We start from the raw sequence: 16,460 nt of genomic DNA on the forward strand, positions 1-16,460 counted from the left end.
CCCGCCCCACGCTGACCGAGAAAAGATGACCATTCCTTCCAACGAAATACTGAGCGCGTTAGCAGCGGAATATGGAACGCCGCTCTGGATCTACGATGCCGCCGCGATCCGTCGTCGCATCAGGCAACTGTCCGCATTCGACGTCGTGCGCTTTGCGCAAAAGGCCTGTTCCAACATTCATATCCTGCGGGAAATGCGCAAGGCGGGCGTCCGCGTCGACGCCGTTTCCCTCGGCGAGATCGAGCGGGCGGCACGGGCAGGCTTTGCAACCGGCACCGCGTCCGAGGCAGCGGAGATCGTCTTTACCGCCGATGTTTTTGACCGACCGACGCTTGAGCGGGTCATTGCCGACAAGATCGAGGTCAATATCGGCTCGATCGACATGTTGCATCAGCTGGGCGAGCGCTCGCCGGGCCACAGGGTTTGGTTGCGCATCAATCCGGGCTTCGGGCATGGCCATAGCAACAAAACCAATACCGGCGGTGAAAACAGCAAGCATGGCATCTGGTTCGAGCAGCTGCAGGACGCGGTGGCGCTGACGCAGAAATATTCCCTGAGGCTCGTCGGCCTGCATATGCATATCGGCTCCGGCGTCGACTACGGCCATCTGCAACGCGTCTGCGGCGCGATGGTCGGCTTCTGCCGCGATCTCGGCGTCGACATCGAGGCGATCTCCGCTGGCGGCGGTCTTTCCGTGCCTTACAAGGAAGGTGAGGAAGAAATCGATCCCTCGCATTATTTCTCGCTCTGGGATGCGGCGCGGCGTGAAGTCGAGGCGCATTTCGGTCATCCGATCCGACTGGAGATCGAACCTGGGCGCTTCTTGACTGCGGATTCTGGGGTGCTGCTCGCAGAGGTGAGGGCCGTCAAGACCATGGGCCGGAACCGGTTCGTGCTTGTTGATGCTGGCTTCAGCGATCTCGCCCGGCCGGCCATGTATGGCAGCTATCACCACATTTCGGTCATCCCCGGAAAGATGCCACGCAGCGGGGCGGCAACAATCTTCCCGACAGTCGTAGCCGGCCCCTTATGCGAATCTGGCGATGTCTTCACCCAGGCGGAATCCGGAATAGTGCAGCAACGCGATCTCCCCGAAACCCATGTCGGCGACTATCTCATTTTCCATGGCGCCGGCGCTTATGGCGCGACGATGTCGTCGAATTACAACAGCCGGCTCTATGCGCCCGAGGTGTTGATCGATGGCGAAACGCATAGGTTGATCCGCAGGCGCCAGACATTTGATGAGCTGTTGGCCTTAGAGGATGTCTAAGCGAGAGCATCGGCTTCTTGGCAGGGTGCCGGCATGAAGCGAGCGGGGACACAGCAACCATTTTGTGGTTGATGCGCCGTTCTTGTCCGGAGATCTCATTCAAAGATGTCGACGAGCTCTCCTGTCATCAGCGCGGGGGCTTTTCCGCGGTTGCGAAATGAATATAGTGGGCACCACCGGGCGACGTGGTGCCCGATCTTCATCTCATTGTCCTTGGCCACAAGGCGCGAAAGTTCTGCACCGACATGCTGGCCTGGCTTGATCAGAAAACCGAAATCGTTGAGCACGCCGATCAGGCGACGCAAATTTTCGAGCCGGCTCATGCCGCCTATTATAGCGGTAGGCCCGGTCAGCCGCTGAAGCTTATGTTGCAGGCGCGCAGCGATTTCCTGTCCATCTGGCGGCGCGCGGATTATCGGGAGCATGTAGCCGAGTTCAAGCTTTTCGGGCGTCAACTCGTCATCGTCAATTCGCCGGATGCGATCCGTTACGTGGTCGCCAAGCGCCATGAAAATTTCGAGCGCAAGACGCCGCAGATGCGCCGGGCGCTGGAATATCTGCTGGGCGACGGGCTGTTCATCTCCGACAAGGAGACCTGGAAACAGCGGCGGCCGCTGGTCTCCGATATCGTGCACAAGAACCGCGTGCCGGCCTTCGGCGCAATCATGCAGAATACCGCAAGCGAACTCGCCGACCGTTGGCAGGGCCTTGGCGATGGCGCTGAGGTCAATGCCCTGTTCGAAATGGCAGGGCTGACGGCGGAAATCATCTCACGCAGCGTCTTCGGCAACGATCTTGGCGAGGACAGCGCCAATGCCGTTACCGAAGGCTTCGCAAGCTATCAGGCCTTGGTTGATTCCATCAATCTCGGTTATTTCCTGGGCTTCGACGAGGGGCTGCCGATCATCAAGACGCCGAGCCTTCGCCGATCGGTGAAACGCATCCATCGCATCATCGATCAGGTGATCGAGAATCATTTGGCCGGCAAGGGGGACAACAGCTCGATGGTCGAGCTCCTGATCCGCCGGCAGCGGCGCAATCCGGAGCTGAAGCTCGATGTCGTGGCGCTCAGGAACGAGGCGGCGACGATCTTCATGGCTGGACATGAGACCACTGCCGCGACCTTGACCTGGGCATGGTATCTGCTTGCCGGCGCACCCTGGGTGGAGGAGGCGGTTCATGCGGAAATCGAAACCGTCTGCGGCGACCGGGTGCCGTCGATCGATGACGTTGCGAAGCTTGACTGGTGTCGGGCTGTCATTGAGGAGACGCTGAGGCTTTATCCGCCGGTGCCGATCCTGGCGCGGCAGGCGGCCGAAGCAGACGAGATCGGCGGCGTGAAGGTGCGCAAGGCGGCGCTCGTCCTGATCGTGCCGTGGATACTGCATCGCACGGAGACGCTTTTTCCCGAACCACATCGCTTCTATCCCGAACGCTTTCTCGGGGAGGGGCGTCCAACGCCTTACAGCTACATTCCCTTCGCCGCCGGCCCCCGCGTGTGCCCCGGCCTGCAGTTCGGCCTCACCGAGGCGATCCTTTGCCTCGCAATCCTCGCCCAACGCTTTCGGGTGCGCGTGAAGGAGGGCCACAAGGTCCAGCCGCAATGCCGCCTGACACTGCGACCGCGTGGCGGCATGCCCGTGACGCTGCACAGGCGCTAAGGTGGCAACCGGCGACGAGACCGGCAGAAAAACTGCCGGCAGCAAACGCAAAGCCTGGACCTACGAGGCTCCCAAGGCACCGCCGCTCGCCGATTTCCTGGCCGGCGGCGATCGACGCAAGGCGTTTCTGCGCTACTGGCTTTATGAGAATGTCGACAACGCCATAGATCTCCTTTTCTACTTTGCCTTCATGCTTTTACCTGCCCGAGCGTGTTCCGCACTCGGCGGGTGGCTAGGCCGGCTCCTAGCGCCGCGTTTCCACAAAGGGGCTTATGCTCGAGCCGCGGCCAACCTGAAGATGATAAGGCCGGATCTCAGCGGCACCGAGCTCGAGACGCTTCTGGAGCGTTACGCCGATTCACAAGGCCGGCAGATGGCCGAATATTCCGTCGTACCCCGGCTGGCGCGCTGCCATGTCCGCAAAATCGGCACGGAAGGATTGATCGAGCGTTGCGTCGAAGGCCCGGTGATTTTCATCGCGCCGCATGTCAGCAACTGGGAGGTGCTGTGGCATTGCCTGCTCGACATGGGATTGGCAGTGACCATGAACTACGACCCGCCCAAGCGCCGCTCGCGCCACTACATCGTCAACAGACTGCGCAAGGGTGCGGGCCTCGGGATCCTGAAACCCGGCCGCAGCTTCGTGCGTCCGGCGCTGCGGATCCTGGAGAATAGCGGCAACCTGCTGATGTTCTGCGACGAAGGTTTTAATGGTTACATCCGCGCGCCCTTCTTTGGCCAGCCAGCGCATCTGGAGGGCAACTACGCCATCGTCGCGCGGATGGCGCGTAAGACGAATGCGTTGATCTACCCGCTCTTTATCGCACGGGAAGGAGGAGCGAGCTTTGTGCTGAAGGCATTGGAGCCGTTCAGGCTGCCGGCAACTGACGCGCCGGAAGATCAGCTTACCGAGGATGTTCGGCTCTTGAATGCAGTAATCGAGCCAATTGTGCGCGAAAATCCGGAGCAGTGGTATTTTATCGACAACCGAATGCCAGCTGCCAACATCTGAACTTCATGCTGACGGAGCTTGCGGATGGAACTCCCCGTTTCAGCCGCTTGGTGCATTGGCAATGCCAGCCGTCATATTTGGTTCAGATAATCTTCGACGCGGTGCGCCAGATCAAGTGGATCATGGCCTATGGTATGCAGATGGATATCTGGATTTTCGGGCGCCTCATAGGGCGAAGAAATTCCTGTGAAATTGGGGATCTGTCCCGCCATAGCCTTTTTATAGAGACCCTTAGGGTCGCGCCGCACGCATTCTTCGATTGGCGTGTCCACAAAGACCTCGATAAATTCACCGTCAGGCATGAGCTCGCGCGCCATTTGCCGCTCGGATCGGAACGGCGAAATGAACGATACCAGCACAATAAGGCCGGCATCCGTCATCAGCTTCGCGACCTCGGCAATGCGCCGAATGTTCTCCACGCGGTCCTCGGCCGTGAAGCCGAGATCGCGGTTGAGACCATGGCGGACATTGTCGCCGTCGAGCAGGAAAGTGTGCTTTCCCTTCGCATGCAACAGCTTCTCGACGAGATTGGCGATCGTCGATTTGCCGGATCCCGATAGGCCAGTGAACCACAATACGGCGGGACGCTGGTTTTTCTGCTCGGCACGAGCGGCTTTGTCGATCGTCAATGCTTGCCAGTGGACGTTCTGCGCGCGATGCAGCGAGTGGATGATCATCCCGGCGCCGACGGTCGCGTTCGTGAATCGGTCGATCAATATGAAATTGCCGGTTACGCGATTTTCGGCGTAGCTGTCGAAGCAGATCGGCTGCTGGGTCGACAGGTTGCATACGCCGATCTCGTTTATCGCCAGCGTCTTTGCGGACTGATGGGCGAATGTATTGACGTCAATGCTATATTTGAGCGCTGTCACGGTGGCGCTCACACTATCGGTCTCGGTCCTTAGAATATAGGCGCGGCCGGGTATCAACGCCTCGTGGCTGAACCAGATGACATGGGCTTGGAATTGGTCGGAAACGTTGGGTCTTTCCGTCGGAGAAACCAGCATATTTCCACGCGACAATTCGACTTCATCGCTCAAGACCAACGTAACGGCCTGCCCCTCAAAAGCCGAGGTCTGGTCCCCATCATAGGTGACGATGCGCTTTACCGTGGTTTGCTGGCCGGATTTTGCGACCGTGACGGCATCGCCCACGCAAACCGTTCCCGACGCGACCTGGCCGGAAAAGCCGCGAAAATCGAGATTTGGTCGATTAACCCATTGTACCGGAAAGCGGAATGGCTTTTCGGAAGCGTTGCTATCGGCCGAGATGCTTTCGAGATGGTCAAGCAATGACGGACCATCGTACCACGGCGTGTCTGTCGATTTTGTCGCTATGTTGGCGCCATAGCGTGCGGATATCGGTATCGGCCTGATGGTTGCAAAGCCGAGTTCCTTGGCGAACGCTATATAATCGGCGACTATCTTTTCATAGGTTGCCTGCTCATATTGCAGCAGATCCATCTTGTTGATCGCAAGCACGACATGGCGGATGCCAAGCAGCCATGCGATGTAACTGTGGCGCTTTGTCTGCTGCAGGACACCTTGACGGCAATCGACCAGAACAATGGCAAGGTCAGCCGTCGATGCGCCGGTGACCATATTGCGCGTATATTCCTCGTGACCGGGAGCGTCAGCTACAATGAACGTGCGCTTCGGCGTAGAGAAGAACCGATAAGCGACATCAATCGTGATCCCCTGCTCGCGCTCTGCGTCCAAGCCGTCGACCAGAAGTGCAAAATCCACGTCATCGCCCGTGGTGCCGTATTTGGCGCTGTCCTGCTCCAAAGTGGAAAGCTGGTCTTCAAAGAGGCTTTTGGTATCGTAGAGCAAGCGCCCTATGAGTGTTGATTTGCCATCGTCGACGGAACCGCAAGTCAGGAAGCGTAGGAGAGATTTGCTGTCCTGGCTAGAACGATAGCCATCCACAAGACAAAGAGGATCGGGGCTGATCCCACCATTCATCAAAAGTAACCTTCGCGCTTCTTTTTTTCCATCGAACCTGCCTCGTCCTTGTCTATAAAGCGGCCCTGTCGTTCCGAGGTGCGAGCCGCCAGCACTTCCCCAACAATCTCTTCAAGTGTTGCTGCAGTTGATTCTATAGCGCCGGTGAGGGGGTAGCAACCGAGCGTGCGAAAGCGAACCATCCGCTCTTCCACCACATCCGTCGCAGCGAGCGGCAAACGTTCGTCGTCCACCATGATCAACATGCCGTCCCGATCAACCACAGGTCGTTTGGCGGCGAAATAGAGCGGCACGATCGGGATATTTTCCTGCATGATGTATTGCCAGATATCGAGTTCGGTCCAGTTCGACAACGGAAACACACGCATCGACTCGCCCTTGTTCACCCGCGTATTGTAGGTTTTCCACATTTCGGGGCGCTGATTTTTGGGATCCCAGGAATGTCTCGCGGTGCGAAATGAGAAGACACGCTCCTTGGCACGCGATTTTTCCTCGTCGCGTCTGGCTCCGCCGAAAGCGGCATCGAAGCGGTATTTATCGAGCGCTTGCCGCAGCGCTTCCGTTTTCATGATCTGGGTATAGCTGTTCGAGCTATTGGTGAATGGACTAACGTGCTGGTCGATACCGTCGCGATTAATATGAACAAGAAGCTCGATGCCTTGTTTGGCTGCCATCTGATCACGAAACGTAATCATCTCCTTGAACTTCCATCTCGTGTCGACGTGTAGGAATGGAAACGGCGGCTTCCCTGGGCAAAACGCTTTCATCGCAAGGTGCATCATCACCGATGAGTCCTTGCCGACGGAATAAAGCATCACCGGATTGGAAAACGTTGCAGCGATCTCGCGGAGAATGTGAATGGATTCGGCCTCAAGCTTGTGCAACTGGGAAAATATCACGATGACCTTTCTCGAATTTTGCTTTGATTTTGTAAATCATCCGCGGAAATGACGATGCGCTACCTAACATGCTATTGGCTGCTCGTACGGCCCCCGAAGCCGAATACCCTTTAGATCATAAGCCGCCAGCGGTGTTCGGATTTGGCCTCCGAAGGACGATAGGTGCGGCTGTTTAAGTTCATGCAAGAAATTATCTTACTGCTACCGCTGGAGCAAACTCAAAATTTGATAAAACTTTCAGGGAAGGCCAATACAATTTGATGACTATTGTCGCAAATACAATACCAGAATTTTCTACATGATAGTACGCAATGATAGTATTACTGCCATTGTACGCCAATGGATTTCAAATTTAGGTCTCCAGCAGTTGGCGGCGGAAAATGCGATCTATGGCGAGCCCCAGCATAAGTGTTCCCATCCCCCAGGCAACTACATAACCTCGGTCGACAAGCCTGTCACTGTAACTTTCGTAGAATGAGGCTCGCATCCATTCTACACAAACCAGTACTGGATTAAACGAAAGCGCATAACCGATTTTCTCAGGTAGATTAGATGCTACAAAAACGATTCCAGAAGAAATATATATTACCACGATTACTAACGCATATACTGTAACTAGCATTGGTACAAACATGGAGATAACCCCAACAAGCGTACCAAACCCAACTGAAAGAAGTATGGTTGCCAAATAGCAAAATACCGCCTGTTCGACATCAAACGGAATGGGGTTTTCACCCAGGAATATGAGTGCAACGATTGTTAGAAAAAGCGTTATGCATGCGCCGATGATTTCTAAAACTGCCCGTCCCATCATAACGTCGATTAAACGAATTTCAGGAAACGCGAGCATTGGTTTATTCATCAGCAGCGAATATCCCATAAAACGAGAAACGTACATAAAGGTCAAAGTGGGCAGAAGCCCCGTAGCATAGAAAATCGCGGTACTTTCCCCAAACGGCGGGGTGCCCTGCCCTGCGATAGTATGAATTGAGATGAGAATCGCCATATGGGTTAGCGGCCAAAGAGGAACGACTATGAATCCGAGGCCGTGATTAAAGAAACGCGTTCGCATATCTCGCAAAATCACTGCACTCATGACGTTTTTTTGTCGAACTATGGCCTCCAAAGTCGGGTCCTTTAGAATCCGCTGACTTCGTGTGTTTCTCATGCTCTATCGTACCCCGATACGTTGTAGCATAGCAATGAAGCGGTCATAAATTGTCAAACCGTAAATTGCGAGCCAGGCCTCAACGCGAGGCCCGTTCAAATGACATAAAACATTGTATCACAACATCGACTTGGCCGTTCAGCGATTGATAGCCGTGCGTTCGACTGTTTGAGTCAGATGGTGGCGAAAACATCATATTTCAGGCTTTCTCACGAAACTTTCATATCTTTCGATGTGAATGCTTTTTGATATTGTTCTACGGTGGACCATTGTGATCTTGCGCTCGATCCGGTTCCTGCTACGTGTGAGTGAATGGCGTCTTATTTCGGGGGACTATAATGCAATTCGAATTTTCGTCGGCGGTTCCCGGCGACCAAGCTGCTTTAGACATTTACAGAGGAAAATGGGCATCGAGCATGCCGGCGGAGAGTGGCCTTGAAGCTGGAGCGCTCGATCATTTCAATGACACTCGGGTAACCTGGGCTGACAAAGTCCTCAATATCCGAGGCAAACGAATATTGGAGTTAGGCCCGTTCGAGGCATACAACACATATCAGTTTGAAAAGCTCGGTGCCATCCATGTTACGAGTATCGAAAGTTCTATCGAAAATTTCCTAAAGTGTTTGGTCATCAAGAATACTTTTGACCTCAAAGCGAAGTTCCTACACGGCGATTTCGAGAAATTTGAACCGGATGTACATTTCGATGTCGTTTGGGCGTCTGGAGTGCTTTATCACTTGGTGAAGCCGATTGCGTTTCTGGAGAAAATACTTACTTGGTCCGACAAAGTCTTCCTCTGGACTCAATACTATGATGCATCCGTGCTTGTTCCAGAACATTCTGGCTCCGCTAACTTCAATGCTGATAACGATAAAATCGTAAATTTCCGTGGTAGAGATATTCGCCTGCATTGGAGATCGTATCTGTCTTTGGACGGCGCGAATCTTTTCTCTGGCGGCAGCGAGAATTTCTCTTACTGGCTGGAGCTAGAGGACATTAAGTTTGTCTTCAATTCCTTCGGGTTTGAGAACATTGTGATGGGTGTGAACAATCCGCAGCATCCGCCAGGCCCGGCATGCTTCTTCATAGCGACAAAATAAGACATCGCCGCGGATGCAAATGTGATAAATCACAAAAACAAGCCCTACTGGGGTCGCTTCGGCGGCCCTTTTGCGTCGGAGCCTACAATGGACTGAGCGAAATGCTTCGCGGCGGCGCGAACCTCTGTTTTTGAAGGGAAGCTGCCACACGTTATGGCGTTTAAACGTGAGCGCGATGAACAGCCCACTGCTTTCGGCGTTGACGGGATCGCAATAGCGCTTTCTTTCAGAACTTCTGCTTTGCCCGCTTCGGCATAAAGTAGGTTCGGATATTGACGAGTGCTTCGGCCACGGCAGCAGCATCCTGGCGGGTCGCTTTCCGTTTTGTCTCGCCGAGCTTGCGGATAGGCGCGATGATATCGCCCGTTACGGCATGACCTCGAAGCACGGGCTGCCAAAGCTTTGGCGCGTACCCGGTTCCCAGCAGAAAGCAGAGGTCCCAATCGAATGGATCAAAGGTCTGATCATCAATCCTGGTGAACCTGGGCCGGTGGTCTTTCGGTGTTTCGGAAAGGCTCGCCGAGATGCGGTTATATTCCGCAACGATCGTCTGTACGGCCTGATGTTCTGTTGTCTCCATCGGCAGGTTCAGCGCGTCCGGACCGGTCAGTTCCGGGATCCATTTGCGTGGGTCGATGAACTTGGGACCGATGATGAGAGCCGTAAGATAACCATCGAGACCGCTCATTGACCAGATTGGCGATGCTGGACGACGTCCCCTGATAAAGGCTTCGAACGCCTTGTCATCGAGCTTCGGTCGTGCGGTCGTCTCTTGGCTGTTCGATGTCATGCCGCCCGTCGCTCCTGCTCTGTCATCGCCTCGCGCTCAGCCTTCCAGTTCCAAGGGAGGAGACTTTCCATTTCGCTGGCTTTCACCTTGCCGGAGATGATGCGCTCCAGCACATCGGCAAGCCAGGCCTCGGGGTCCACACCATTCAATTTACAGGTGTTGACGAGCGATGCGAGGACCGCGAAGGTCTTGCCACCGCGCTCGTTGCCCACGAACAACGAATTCTTCCTCGTCAGGGCCACGGATTTCATCGAGCGCTCGACGACATTGGAGTCCACTTCGATCCGGCCATCCTCCAGGAAGGCTGCCAGCCCGCTCCAGTGATTGAGCGTGTAGGTGACGGCCTTGCCAAGCGCCGATTTCGCCGACACCTCGTCGCTCAGTTCGGTGAGATGGACCTTCAGTTCTCTCATGATAGGAGCTGCCTTGCGGCGCCTCACGACGAGCCGCATATCGGCACTTTCGCCGCGCAGTCTCGCTTCGATCCGATAGAGCTCGGCAATCCTGGCAAGGATCGACAGCGCTTCCGAGGAGCCGGTCAGCTTGATGACCTCGACGAACTTGCGCCGGGCATGGGCAAGGCAGAAGGCGAGCCGCATCGGGGCGACATTGCTCTTCCCCCGGCGCTTGGCCATGGTCTTATAGGCTTGGTATCCATCGACCTGAAGGACGCCGGCAAACGACGACAATTGCCCCTCGACCTCGCGAGCGCTGCGGCTTTCGGCAAAGATATAGGCAACTGCCGGCGGCGCCGGACCTTTCCATGGCCGATCGTCGACCGCCTGCGCCCAAAGTTGGCAGACCTTGGTTCGCTTACGCCCCGGATCAAGCCGCGGGAGCGGCGTCTCGTCACAGAATACCCTTGGCTGGGAGCGGATGAAGGCAAGCAGCGCGTCATAGAGAAGCTCAAGCCACCAGGCGACCCGCGTCACCCAGGCCCCGAGCGTGCCTCGATCGATGATCACGCCGCAGGAGGCCAGCATCTGGGCCTGGCGATGCAGCGGCAAATGCCAGGCGAACTTCGAGACGGCGACATGGGCTGCAAAGGCCGTGGTCACCATGCCGCCATCCATCACGCGTGCCGGCGCGGGCGCCTGCACAACAACGCTTTCGCAGGCCCGGCATGCATAGCGCGGCCGGATCGTCCGTTTGACCCGGACAACCGCGGGCACGATGTCGAGCGCCTCGCTGACGTCCGTGCCGATGCAATGCAGTTCGAACGAACAGCAGGGGCAAGTCTTGCTCTCCGGCTCGATGACCTCGTCATAACGCGGAAGGTGCTTGGGCAAGCGGCCGATATTACGGGCTGGCGATCGCCGTGCCTGCGTTTTGTCTTCATCGACCGGCGCGACATCATCATTGGCAGCAACGGGAACGTCGCTCACATCGCCAAGGTCGAGCATTGCCTGTGTTGGATCGATGATCGTCATCTTCTCCGATTTCGGCCCAAAGAGTTGGCCCTCGAGGAAGGCAACGCGCGCTTTGAGATCGGCATTCTCTTCGTCGAGCGAGAGAATGATCCGGGTCAATTGCGCAGCATCCTGGGGCAAGGGATCGGGTCGAAGCGGCATGACAGACCCTACCATATGAGCCTGAATCTTCAAGCAAAACCAATAGGATCAGCCTACTTTCAAGGGGCGTTTCACCGGGTTCTGCTTCACCCTTGTCCAGTCAATACCGGCAACCAAAAGCGAGAACTCTTCGCGCGTCATCTGCATGGCGCCATCGCGGATCGGTGGCCAAACGAACTTCCCGCTTTCCAACCATTTCGTTGCCAGGATCATCCCTGATCCATCCCAGTAAATGCAGCGAAGCCGATCCAGACGCTTGGCGCGGAACACGAACACGTCGCCGCAATAGGGATCGGCCGCAAGGGCTGACGCCACCAAAGCCACCAGGCCATTCATGCCGCGCCGGAAGTCGACAGGTTGCGTCGCAACCATGATCTTCACGCCATTTGGCGAAACTCCGATCACCGGCGCCCTCGCAACGCCGCCACCATCGCTTGTGCCAGCTCAGGCGCTACCGAGCCGATAACTGTCATGCGCGCGCCAGCAATCTCGATCTCAACTCGACCAGCGGTAACGAGCTCGACATCCGACAGCGAGTCCTGGCGTGCCGTTCGATCGCCAACCACCGTCACGGGCACGAACATCGCCTGCTGCGCGCAGGTCTTGGCAGAGCGACGAGAGGTTAGTCCAGCTTCCCGACGCCAGACGTTCAGCAAGCCGCGATTGACGCCCCAGCGCCGGGCAACGGCCGAGATGTTCACGTCGGGTTCTGCGCTTTCCGCAAGGATCCGCGCCTTCTCCTCGTCAGTCCAATTCCGCCGCTGCCGCCGACCCGTGATCACCTCGATCCGACGATACTTTCCCTCATGCCTGGCTTCATGCATGCCTTCATCCATGACTTCAAGCATGGCATCAGCGCGATCTCCAACCATTCCATTCCGCTCCTATCGATGAAGAAGCTTATCTCGCGGCCTCAATCTCAAAAGGAAAGGTGGGGTCTTCGTCGCGCTCACGTTTAAACATGTTGGTTGCATATTTCTATTTTGTGTCGACTTCAGTATTGCTCTCCAATTATCCCTTCGTTAAACATGCTAAGACTCTCAAACTTAAATCATGGGTTGTTTCTGGTGAATAGGGTTATCCGTCTTTAGTAAGGCGCATGGCACCTAGTTCGTCGCTTGAGGAATTTGCGAAGGTTTGTTGTGAATGGATCTGGAAAATATCATAAAATTTGCGCGCAATAACAATCTTAACCCCATAGCTGACGAGCTTAAAGCACTCGGCGCGTCGCTCAACGCGCTCAAGTTCGATGACGAAGGCTACCTGTTCGCAAATCCGGATGTCGCCACCGCTGTTGGTCGGAACGGTTCTGCTGCCTATACGCACTGGTTAACTCATGGTCGGGCCGAGGGACGTCTGGGGTCGGGACTCTCGCCTTTCTCCGAAAGGAAGCCCCTTCGGGTTCCGCTTAGTAAATCCGAGATTCACATTGCGTTTTATGGCCCTCTGGCTGCCAAAAGCGGACTTGGAGAGGCGGCAAGGGGCCATGCCGCTGCGCTGCAAACTCTCGGGCTTTCGATCGAGATAATCGACACAACAGCGACACTGTATCCGCATCAAAAATTCCCGCCCATTGTGAAGCCCCGAGCGAAAGCCGACATCGTCATCATTCAGCAAAATGCTGATGCTTTGCGAAACTTCTTCCAGCTAGTTTCGCCTGAGATACTCGATGATGCTTATACAATCGGTATCTGGGTATGGGAGTTAGCAGCATTCAATCCTGCGTGGATTGAGTGTTTCGCTGCATTCGACGAGATTTGGTCACCAAGCCAGTTTTCCGCGGACGCCATCAAATGCCTGGCGCCACCAGCGCTTCCGGTTGTAACAATTCCATATGTCGTAGCTTCACCGCGCGAAATTGTACATTTTGATCGTTCGCATTTCGGCATCCCGGAGGACGTTTTTGCTTTCCTCTATGCCTTCGATGCCAGCAGCGGAATGGACCGAAAAAATCCAGAGGCCCTTATTGAAGCGTTCACATCAGCCTTTGGCAATTCTGCAGATGTCATCCTGGTGATGAAGTGGCATACTACGGGACACGCCACCAAACGTTTAACCGAGATACGTAGGGCTGCCGATCGAGGCAATATAATGCTCATCGATAGTCTGCTGGACGATAATGAAAATCGTTCGCTCAAGCAGGTTTGCGACGCATTCGTTTCGCCGCATCGCGGGGAAGGTTTCGGGCTTAATATTGCGGAGATGATGGCCCTTGGCAAACCCGTCGTCGTTACCGGACACTCCGGCAATTTGGAATTCTGTAACGAGCAAAATTCCTTCCTTGTCGACTATGATCTGGTTGAAGTTGCTGACCGGGCCGGGCCCTATCCATTGGGGTATGTATGGGCTTGCCCGAAGCACGATAGTCTAGTCGATCAGCTGATCGAGGTTCGTTCTCAATCGCCGAAGGTGAAAAGAATCGCCTCGAAGGGACAGAGTGACGTCACGGACAATTTAAGCGATAAGAAAATTGGCGCCCTAATGTCGGAGCGTTTTGTCGAAATCAGAGCCGCTAGAAACGACGAATGGTCGCGGCTGGTCAATCAAGAAAAGAAAGCAAAACATGTCTGGCGACACCCGCTCGCATTGTCGCCTTGCAAAGAACCGTCCATCTCAAAAAGTTCCGAATGGCCAGTTATCAGTGTTATTGTTCCGGTTTACAATATTTCGAAAGAGTATCTGGAGGCGTGTGTGGCTTCCGTGCTGGCCCAGGACTACCCTTATTGGGAATTGTGCCTATGCGATGATGCATCGACATTCTCTGAAACAATCGAAGCTTTAGAGCGCTTGCGGGGGATTGATCAGCGTATCAAGATCAAACGCTTATCCCAGAACGTCGGCATCTCGCGCTGCAGTAATGCGGCGGCGGAAATCTCCACAGGTTCCTACTTGGCATTTCTCGACAATGACGACACGATTGCCTCAAACGCGCTTCTTTCTTACGCAAAGGCCATACGTGTAAACCCCGAGGCGACTCTGCTTTATTGCGACGAAGACAAGATTTCCGCAGCGGGTGAATATATCGATCATTACATGAAGCCAGACTGGTCACCGGAGCATCTGGAATCGGTGATGTATGTCATGCACATGATTGTCGTGAGGAAGGCTCGTTTCCTTCAGCTTGGTGGCTATCGAGAAAAGTACACCGGGGCGCAGGACTATGACCTCGCGCTCAGGATATCCCTGGCAGGCGATCAGGTCGTGCACGTCCCAGAAGTTCTATATCATTGGCGTATGATTGAAGGATCTGCTTCGGCTCAGGTGGATGCTAAGCCGACCGCTCTGTTGAATGCCCGCGCTGCTTTGCAGGAATATGCGGAACAGAAGTTTGGAGCGGGTGCCTCCGTCGAAGACGGAAAGCTGATGGGACTTTTCCGCGTTACAAGGGGGCGCCGTTTCGCACCTCCGGTAACTTTGGCTATCACCACGAACAACGGGGTTAGGGACATACCTGGCCGCGGGAGGATCAACCTCGCAGGACACTTGGTGTCCTCGATAATCGATCGAACAGATTATCCCAACTATCAAATCTTGGTCGTGAGTAACGGCCACTTGGACGAACAGGTTCGTCGGCTTCTGAAGCGGCACAATCATTGCGAAGCACGCTATCATTATGAGGGCCGGTTTAACTTTGCTAACAAGGCGAACTTTGCCTTTGATCAGGCCAAAACTGAAATCGTTGTTCTGCTGAATGACGACATGGAGGTGATTACGGGGGATTGGCTTTGGCATCTCGTCGATCATGTCGATCGCGCTGACGTGGGCATCGTGGGCGCCAAACTCCTATACCCCGATGGCCGAATTCAGCATGCTGGCGTTGCTTTGGGTGTAAATGAGACCGCAGCACATATCTATCATGGGCATCCAGGTGATTTGGTCGGCTACAACGGCTACCCAGTGATAGTTCGCAACTACAGTGCCGTCACGGGTGCATGCATGGCAACGAAGAAATCGATCATTAGGGAGGTGGGCGGTTTCGACGAGGAATTTAGGATCGACTTCAACGATATCGATTTTTGCCTTCGAGTTCGTGAGGCTGGCTACCGTGTGGTATACAATCCATTCTGCGAGCTGTATCACTTCGAAAGCCAGACGGCCGTCAGATCATCACAAGATCCCGGGGAGAAGGACCGGTTTCTCGGGCGCTGGCAGGCGATCATAGCGAGAGATCCATATTACAGTCCGAACCTTCGTAATGATTCCACAACATTTGAGGCTAAGCCCAGTGTTTGGAGTCATGGGCGACGTGAGAGATGAGCAATAGTGATGCAGACATCGAATTTGGAAATACTGCAAAATCGTTTAGGCGAGGCAATCCAAGAGGTAGCTTTGTTGAAGCACGCATTATATTTGGCTAACGAGAGTCTAAAGGTAAATGGGAAGGAGAGGGTGGTCGGCCATTCGATCGCAAGCGAAGTTGTAGTTCGCAACTACTATAGCAAGAACGTTGACATGGATGGGGCCGAAAAGGCTTATATTCTGGAGCTGGGAAGGCTCCTGTTCAAGGCCGGAATAATCCCCTCATCGGCGATATTCGATGAACAAACATACCTCGCCGATAATCCTGATGTCGCTCAAGCAATCGCAACACGGCGTTTCGGGTCTGGCTTTGAACATTGGTTGGTGCATGGACTATCGGAGGGTCGCACTGTAACCTCCAAAATCGTGAACGTTGATCATCTTGGCGATGATGTGATTTCTGCCTATCGATCCTACAAAGTCAGGAAGGCGAAATCCCCATTGAGCTATCTGCTTCGCTTTTTGACAATGTCTCGACGTCGTCAGCAGGTATGACTGTCTTCGTTTATATGGAGCGCTTTGGTAGATCTTCGCAACTGATGCGACCTCATCGTCCTACTTCAGGATGATAATCTTTGGCGTCCGAAAGCTGCAGTATCTTGACGGCTTTTCCCTTTGTCCCACTTTGCGTGGTTACGAAAAAATACCCATTTCTTACCGACGAGTTTGAAGGGGTCGATCGTTAACAACTTTTCGCACGCGGTTTAGCGTCTGATTGTTTTTTCA

Annotated in this window: 13 protein-coding genes; 6 read left to right on the forward strand and 7 right to left on the reverse strand. The window is 54.7% G+C overall.

The features are described from left to right. Positions 1 to 25: 25 nt before the first annotated feature. The 3 genes from lysA (at position 26) to FHT29_RS33350 (ending at position 3,943) form a co-directional block, all read left to right on the forward strand. The gene (lysA, locus tag FHT29_RS33340) at positions 26 to 1,270 is read left to right on the forward strand and encodes a diaminopimelate decarboxylase (protein WP_168601116.1); all 1,245 of its coding nucleotides are present in this window, start codon (positions 26 to 28) and stop codon (positions 1,268 to 1,270) included. 188 nt (positions 1,271 to 1,458) lie between these two features. Then, positions 1,459 to 2,931: a cytochrome P450 gene (locus FHT29_RS33345; RefSeq protein ID WP_348644918.1), complete on the forward strand. Its 1,473-nt coding sequence runs from the start codon at positions 1,459 to 1,461 to the stop codon at positions 2,929 to 2,931. 1 nt (position 2,932) lies between these two features. Then, positions 2,933 to 3,943, forward strand: coding sequence for a lipid A biosynthesis lauroyl acyltransferase (locus FHT29_RS33350; RefSeq protein ID WP_168601117.1), 1,011 nt, complete (start codon positions 2,933 to 2,935; stop codon positions 3,941 to 3,943). A gap of 71 nt (positions 3,944 to 4,014) precedes the next feature. Here the strand turns inward: FHT29_RS33350 and cysN are convergent, their stop codons facing one another. The 3 genes from cysN to FHT29_RS33365 form a co-directional block, all read right to left on the reverse strand. Continuing rightward, positions 4,015 to 5,907, reverse strand: a complete 1,893-nt coding sequence (cysN, locus tag FHT29_RS33355; protein ID WP_168601118.1) for a sulfate adenylyltransferase subunit CysN — start codon at positions 5,905 to 5,907, stop codon at positions 4,015 to 4,017. After that, a complete protein-coding gene (cysD, locus tag FHT29_RS33360; RefSeq protein ID WP_348644919.1) occupies positions 5,907 to 6,806 on the reverse strand; it encodes a sulfate adenylyltransferase subunit CysD in 900 nt (299 codons plus the stop codon). The genes cysN and cysD overlap by 1 nt, the downstream gene beginning before the upstream one ends. Before the next feature lie 352 nt (positions 6,807 to 7,158). Then, the gene (locus FHT29_RS33365) at positions 7,159 to 7,902 is read right to left on the reverse strand and encodes a capsular biosynthesis protein (protein ID WP_168601119.1); all 744 of its coding nucleotides are present in this window, start codon (positions 7,900 to 7,902) and stop codon (positions 7,159 to 7,161) included. Positions 7,903 to 8,312: 410 nt separating this feature from the next. On the opposite strand from FHT29_RS33365, the gene FHT29_RS33370 reads away from it, so the two are divergent. Next, positions 8,313 to 9,074 (forward strand): class I SAM-dependent methyltransferase, encoded by a 762-nt coding sequence (locus FHT29_RS33370; RefSeq protein ID WP_168601120.1) that lies wholly within the window; start codon positions 8,313 to 8,315, stop codon positions 9,072 to 9,074. 226 nt (positions 9,075 to 9,300) lie between these two features. Here FHT29_RS33370 and FHT29_RS33375 read toward each other — a convergent pair whose 3' ends face one another. Genes FHT29_RS33375 through FHT29_RS33390 form a run of 4 tightly spaced genes read right to left on the reverse strand, consistent with a single transcriptional unit; the run spans position 9,301 to position 12,307 of the window. After that, positions 9,301 to 9,864, reverse strand: coding sequence for a UPF0149 family protein (locus FHT29_RS33375; RefSeq protein ID WP_020920429.1), 564 nt, complete (start codon positions 9,862 to 9,864; stop codon positions 9,301 to 9,303). Then, on the reverse strand, positions 9,861 to 11,435 hold the full coding sequence (locus tag FHT29_RS33380) for an IS66 family transposase (protein WP_168601121.1): 1,575 nt from the start codon (positions 11,433 to 11,435) through the stop codon (positions 9,861 to 9,863). Before FHT29_RS33380 ends, FHT29_RS33375 begins: the two co-directional genes overlap by 4 nt. A gap of 48 nt (positions 11,436 to 11,483) precedes the next feature. After that, the gene (gene tnpB, locus FHT29_RS33385) at positions 11,484 to 11,840 is read right to left on the reverse strand and encodes an IS66 family insertion sequence element accessory protein TnpB (RefSeq protein WP_025669532.1); all 357 of its coding nucleotides are present in this window, start codon (positions 11,838 to 11,840) and stop codon (positions 11,484 to 11,486) included. Beyond that, positions 11,837 to 12,307 carry a transposase gene (locus FHT29_RS33390; RefSeq protein WP_168601122.1) on the reverse strand — a complete coding sequence of 157 codons (471 nt, stop codon included), beginning with the start codon at positions 12,305 to 12,307 and terminating at the stop codon, positions 11,837 to 11,839. The genes tnpB and FHT29_RS33390 overlap by 4 nt, the downstream gene beginning before the upstream one ends. A gap of 274 nt (positions 12,308 to 12,581) precedes the next feature. On the opposite strand from FHT29_RS33390, the gene FHT29_RS33395 reads away from it, so the two are divergent. Further along, complete coding sequence (locus FHT29_RS33395) at positions 12,582 to 15,692, forward strand: glycosyltransferase (protein ID WP_168601123.1); 3,111 nt, start codon at positions 12,582 to 12,584, stop codon at positions 15,690 to 15,692. Positions 15,693 to 15,701: 9 nt separating this feature from the next. After that, complete coding sequence (locus tag FHT29_RS33400) at positions 15,702 to 16,229, forward strand: hypothetical protein (protein ID WP_168601124.1); 528 nt, start codon at positions 15,702 to 15,704, stop codon at positions 16,227 to 16,229. Positions 16,230 to 16,460 lie beyond the last annotated feature (231 nt).

The organism is Rhizobium sp. SG741, from assembly GCF_012275435.1.
Taxonomy (GTDB): domain Bacteria; phylum Pseudomonadota; class Alphaproteobacteria; order Rhizobiales; family Rhizobiaceae; genus Rhizobium; species Rhizobium lusitanum.